6 protein-coding genes, 1 tRNA gene and 1 rRNA gene are annotated in these 4,545 nt (G+C 67.4%); all 8 read left to right on the forward strand.

Translation table 11 applies throughout. From position 1 onward, the window contains the following. The first annotated feature begins 113 nt into the window (after window positions 1-113). Window positions 114-230: ribosomal RNA gene (gene rrf / locus BHE97_RS19000) — 5S ribosomal RNA — on the forward strand. A 73-nt stretch (window positions 231-303) separates the two neighbouring features. Then, window positions 304-1,221, forward strand: coding sequence for a tetratricopeptide repeat protein (locus BHE97_RS19005; protein WP_087625610.1), 918 nt, complete (start codon window positions 304-306; stop codon window positions 1,219-1,221). Window positions 1,222-1,243: 22 nt separating this feature from the next. Continuing rightward, window positions 1,244-2,491 carry a glutamate-5-semialdehyde dehydrogenase gene (locus BHE97_RS19010; RefSeq protein ID WP_087625611.1) on the forward strand — a complete coding sequence of 416 codons (1,248 nt, stop codon included), beginning with the start codon at window positions 1,244-1,246 and terminating at the stop codon, window positions 2,489-2,491. A gap of 19 nt (window positions 2,492-2,510) precedes the next feature. Beyond that, window positions 2,511-2,654, forward strand: coding sequence for a hypothetical protein (locus BHE97_RS20260; protein ID WP_170931514.1), 144 nt, complete (start codon window positions 2,511-2,513; stop codon window positions 2,652-2,654). Window positions 2,655-2,659: 5 nt separating this feature from the next. Beyond that, window positions 2,660-3,277 carry a nicotinate-nucleotide adenylyltransferase gene (gene nadD, locus BHE97_RS19015; RefSeq protein ID WP_087625612.1) on the forward strand — a complete coding sequence of 206 codons (618 nt, stop codon included), beginning with the start codon at window positions 2,660-2,662 and terminating at the stop codon, window positions 3,275-3,277. Beyond that, window positions 3,274-3,633: a ribosome silencing factor gene (rsfS, locus tag BHE97_RS19020; RefSeq protein WP_087625613.1), complete on the forward strand. Its 360-nt coding sequence runs from the start codon at window positions 3,274-3,276 to the stop codon at window positions 3,631-3,633. The genes nadD and rsfS overlap by 4 nt, the downstream gene beginning before the upstream one ends. 1 nt (window position 3,634) lies before the next feature. Further along, complete coding sequence (locus BHE97_RS19025; RefSeq protein WP_201791542.1) at window positions 3,635-4,288, forward strand: histidine phosphatase family protein; 654 nt, start codon at window positions 3,635-3,637, stop codon at window positions 4,286-4,288. A 168-nt stretch (window positions 4,289-4,456) separates the two neighbouring features. Further along, a tRNA-Ala gene (locus BHE97_RS19030) sits at window positions 4,457-4,529 on the forward strand. The last annotated feature ends 16 nt before the right edge of the window (window positions 4,530-4,545 follow it).

The following is a 4,545-nucleotide window of genomic DNA, read 5'->3' on the forward strand; positions in this document are numbered from 1 at the left end:
TAATAGGCCGAGGGCTTGTCACCCAACACATACTTTTCGAGTTGTTCGCGTCCACTATGAGGTTCCCAGACCATCAACGGCTATTAATTGGATAGTTGGATGGTTGAGAGAGTTACGGCGACCATAGCGAAGGGGAAATACCCGGTCACATTCCGAACCCGGAAGTCAAGCCCTTCAGCGCCGATGGTACTGCACTGGAGACGGTGTGGGAGAGTAGGACGTCGCCGGACAACCACTAGCGCGAGGCCGCCCCAGAACCCTGGGGCGGCCTCGCCGCATTCACGGGTGTATCAAGGAATTACTATGGCAGCTGAATCGAACAGACCACGTCAGGGCCAGGGCCGCGGAGGCTCCGGCGGCAACCAGCGCTCGCAGGGCGGCTCCGGACGCCCTGGCGGAAGCAGGGGCGGCCCGGCAGGCAAGGGCGGCAAGCCGACGCGCGACGGCAAGCCCAGTCGTGACGGCAAGCCAGCGCAGGGACGCGGCGGTCGACAGGGCGGGCCCCCGCGCGATCGCCGGCCCGAGCCGCGTGAACGCACCGAGGCGCAGAAGGTCTACGACGGCCCTCCCATCCCCGACGATGTGAGTGCGAAGGACCTGGATCGGTTCGCCCGCCAGGAGCTGCAGAACATCCCCCCGAAGCTATCCGAGAAGGTCGCCCGGCATCTCGTGATGGCCGGTTCCCTGCTGCACGAGGATCCCGCCCTAGCCCACCAGCACGCGCTCGCTGCTCGGGCGCGCGCCATGCGGAACGGGCTCGTGCGTGAGGCGACCGGCGAGACCGCCTATGCCCTCGGCAACTGGTCCGAGGCGCTCGCGGAGTTCCGCGCGGCGCGGCGGATCACGGGCCGCGTGATCTACGCGCCGATGATGGCGGACTGTGAACGTGCGTTGAAGCGCCCGCAGAAGGCCCTCGAGTACGACACCTCGGAGATCCGCGCCCAGCTCGACGAGGGTGGCAATGCGGAGCTGACCATCGTCGTGGCGGGTGCACGGCGAGACATGGGTCAGGTGGAGGCTTCACTGCAGTTGCTCGAGGCCGAGAATCTGATGAGCAAGAGCCGTGCCGACTGGGTGGCTCGTCTCCGCTATGCCTATGCGGACACGCTGCTGGCGGCGGGACGCCGTGACGAGGCCGTGAGCTGGTTCCACCGGGTCGTCGCGGTCGACGGCGACAAGCTGACCGATGCCGAGGAGCGCCTGGCCGAGCTCGAAGGCTGACTCCCTGGTCTAGACTGCCGCCATGAGGCAGTTGGTCCACGACGCGGCGCGCCGCGCGCGATCTGCGGCGACGGTGCTCGCGCAGGCCTCGACGGCGGAGAAGGATGCCGCGCTGATCGCGATCGCTGATGCCCTCGTCGCTTCAACGGGGGAGATCGTCGCAGCGAATGCGCTGGACGTGGCCGCGGCACGGGACGAAGGGACCCCCGAGAACGTCGTCGATCGGCTCGCCCTCGACGCCGACCGGGTCGCAGCCTTCGCCGATGGCGTGCGACAGGTTGCGGCCCTCCCCGATCCTGTGGGCGAGGTGGTCCGAGGCTCCAGCCTCGCGAATGGGCTGGAGCTGCGGCAGATCCGCGTGCCGATGGGCGTCATCGGCATGATCTACGAGGGACGGCCCAATGTCACCGCCGATGCGGCGGCGATCTGCCTCAAGGCGGGCAGCGCCTCACTGCTGCGCGGGTCGCGCAATGCCGCGAGATCCAATAGCACCATCGTCCGTGTCATGCGAGAGGCGCTCACGGCCACAGGGCTGCCGGCGGACCTCGTCCAGGCGATCCCGTCCGATGATCGCTCCTCGGCGACCCATCTGATGCAGGCCCGTGGGTTGGTGGATCTGGTGATCCCCCGCGGGGGAGCCGGGCTGATCCGCGCTGTGGTCGAGGAGTCCACCGTCCCCGTCATCGAGACCGGCACTGGCAATGTCCACGTATACGTTGATGCCGATGCCGACCTCGAGATGGCCCTGGATATCGTGATCAACTCCAAGACCCAGCGCACGAGTGTCTGCAATGCGGCGGAGTCGCTGCTGGTGCACACCGCTATTGCGGACGAGTTCGTCCCGAAGATCGTCGCCGCGCTGCTGGAGCGCGGTGTATTGATCCGCGGCGATGCCAGGTTCCAGGCGGTCGACCCCTCGGTCGTACCGGTCACGGAGGAGGACGACGCCACCGAGTTCCTCGCCTCGGAGATCTCGGCGCGGGTCGTCGACTCGTTGGACACGGCGATCGAGCACATCAGGCGCTACTCGTCGGGGCACACGGAGGCGATCGTCACGCGGTCCCTCGCCTCCGCGCAGCGGTTCACGCGCGGTGTCGACTCGGCAGCCGTCATGGTCAACGCCTCCACCCGGTTCACCGACGGCGGCGAGTTCGGCTTCGGTGCCGAGATCGGCATCTCCACCCAGAAGCTGCACGCTCGCGGTCCGATGGGCCTGCGCGAGATGACGACGACCACCTATCTGGTGACCGGCGACGGTCACCTCCGGTGACCGCTGGTAGATTGTCCCCATGCTCGATCTGCTGAAGTTCGCCGAGGAGGCCGGTCACGAGCCGGCGATCGCCGCTCCGCTCGTGGGCGTGGCCGCGTTCGTGTTCCTGTTCATCCTGCTGCTGATCCTCGTCGCCTTCGGCAAGGGCCGCGAGCACACCTGAGCCAGATGGCCGACGAACGCCGCCGCATCGGGGTGATGGGCGGAACGTTCGACCCCATCCACCATGGCCACCTCGTCGCCGCGAGCGAGGTGCAGTCCTGGTTCGACCTCGACGAGGTCGTCTTCGTGCCCACGGGTCAGCCATGGCAGAAGGCCGACCGTGACGTGTCACCCGCGGAGGACCGGTACCTCATGACGGTCATCGCGACGGCCGCCAATCCACGCTTTCAGGTGAGCCGGGTCGACATCGACCGGCACGGCCCGACCTACACCATCGATACTCTGCGTGATCTTGCCGCGCAGCACCCCGATGACGAGCTGTACTTCATCACCGGCGCCGACGCGATGGCCGCCATCTTGACCTGGCGCGATCACGACGAACTCTTCGATCTGGCGCACTTCGTCGGCTGTACCCGTCCCGGACACGAGATGGATGCCGAGACGATCAGCAGGCTCCCGCACGATCGGGTGACGCTGGTGGAGATCCCCGCGCTGGCGATCTCGTCGACCGACTGTCGCGTGCGGGTGCACAAGGGCGAGCCGGTCTGGTACCTCGTGCCCGACGGCGTCGTGCAGTACATCGGCAAACACCGCCTGTACCAACCTGAGGACTCATCATCATGACCGCCACTGAACGTGCCGTCGAGCTCGCCCGCGCCGCCGCCGAGGCGGCCGATGATCGCAAGGCCACTCAGATCGTGGCCTTCGACGTCTCCGAACAGCTCTACATCACCGATGTCTTCGTGCTCTGCACAGGTGCTAATCCGCCGCAGATGTCCGCGATCCGTGATGCGGTGGAGGAGAGGCTGCTGTCCCTCGGGGCCAAGCCGGTCCGTCGGGAGGGTGAGCGCGAGGGTCGCTGGGTCCTGCTGGACTATGCCGACATCGTCGTGCACATCCAGCACTCCGAGGAGCGGGAGTTCTACGGCCTCGAGCGCCTGTGGAGCGACTGCCCGACCGTCGATCTGGGGCTGGGCTGACGTGGCTCATCGACGGGTCATCGTCTGGCGGCACGGCCGGACGGCCTGGAATGTCGCGGGACGTGTCCAGGGGCAGAGCGATATTCCCCTCGATGAGGTCGGTCAGGCGCAGGCGAAGGAGGCCGCCGGCTACCTCGCCGCGCTCGCTCCGAGCAGGATCGTGTCCTCCGATCTCAAACGAGCCGCGTCCACGGCCGCGGCGCTGGGAGAGGTGGCCGGCCTGCCCGTCGAGCTCGATCGCCGGTTCCGCGAGATGGACTTCGGCGCCCGTGAGGGCTTGACCTGGCCGCAGGCCTGGGACCGGATGCCCGAGGCCATGCAGGCGTGGGTGGACGGCGACGAGACCAAGGTGCCGGGCAGCGAGACCCACCGCCAGGCGGGGGACCGGTTCGCCGATGCGCTGCGCGACACCCTCGATTCGCTCGGGCGCGGCCAGACCCTCGTGGTGGTCGCCCACGGTGCCGTCATCCGCACCGGTGTCTCCTCCTTCCTGGATCTCCCCGAGAGCTCATGGCGGACGCTCGGAGGCATGGCCAATTGCAATTGGTCGGTGCTGGAGGAGAGCCGCTACCGCGACTGGTCGGAGTGGCGCCTCGCAGAGTGGAACACCGGCAGCCTGCCCGAGCCGGTGCTGTCCGATGACGAAGAGACGTGACGGTACCCCCGGATCTTCCCGCGTCGCCGAGTGGTGCATATTCGCCCCTCCCCGCTCGTTTCAGGGGCGAATATGCACCGCTCGTGGTCGAGATGGCACCACTCGACGCGGAGGGGACCCCGAGTTGGGGCGGCTAGGCCCCATCGGATAGAGTTGACGAGGTTCAACGGGGCTATGGCGCAGTTGGTAGCGCGCTTCCATGGCATGGAAGAGGTCAGGGGTTCGAATCCCCTTAGCTCCACCCGGCGCACAAGGTT

Source organism: Aeromicrobium sp. PE09-221, assembly GCF_002174305.1.
Taxonomy (GTDB): Bacteria; Actinomycetota; Actinomycetes; order Propionibacteriales; family Nocardioidaceae; genus Aeromicrobium.

What these genes read in the sequence shown, in the direction of transcription:
- BHE97_RS20260 (WP_170931514.1), top strand. Translation starts at nt 2,511, where the DNA reads ATGCTCGATCTGCTGAAGTTCGCCGAGGAGGCCGGTCACGAGCCGGCG.
- BHE97_RS19005 (WP_087625610.1), top strand. Translation starts at nt 304, where the DNA reads ATGGCAGCTGAATCGAACAGACCACGTCAGGGCCAGGGCCGCGGAGGC.
- BHE97_RS19010 (WP_087625611.1), top strand. Translation starts at nt 1,244, where the DNA reads ATGAGGCAGTTGGTCCACGACGCGGCGCGCCGCGCGCGATCTGCGGCG.
- nadD (WP_087625612.1), top strand. Translation starts at nt 2,660, where the DNA reads ATGGCCGACGAACGCCGCCGCATCGGGGTGATGGGCGGAACGTTCGAC.
- rsfS (WP_087625613.1), top strand. Translation starts at nt 3,274, where the DNA reads ATGACCGCCACTGAACGTGCCGTCGAGCTCGCCCGCGCCGCCGCCGAG.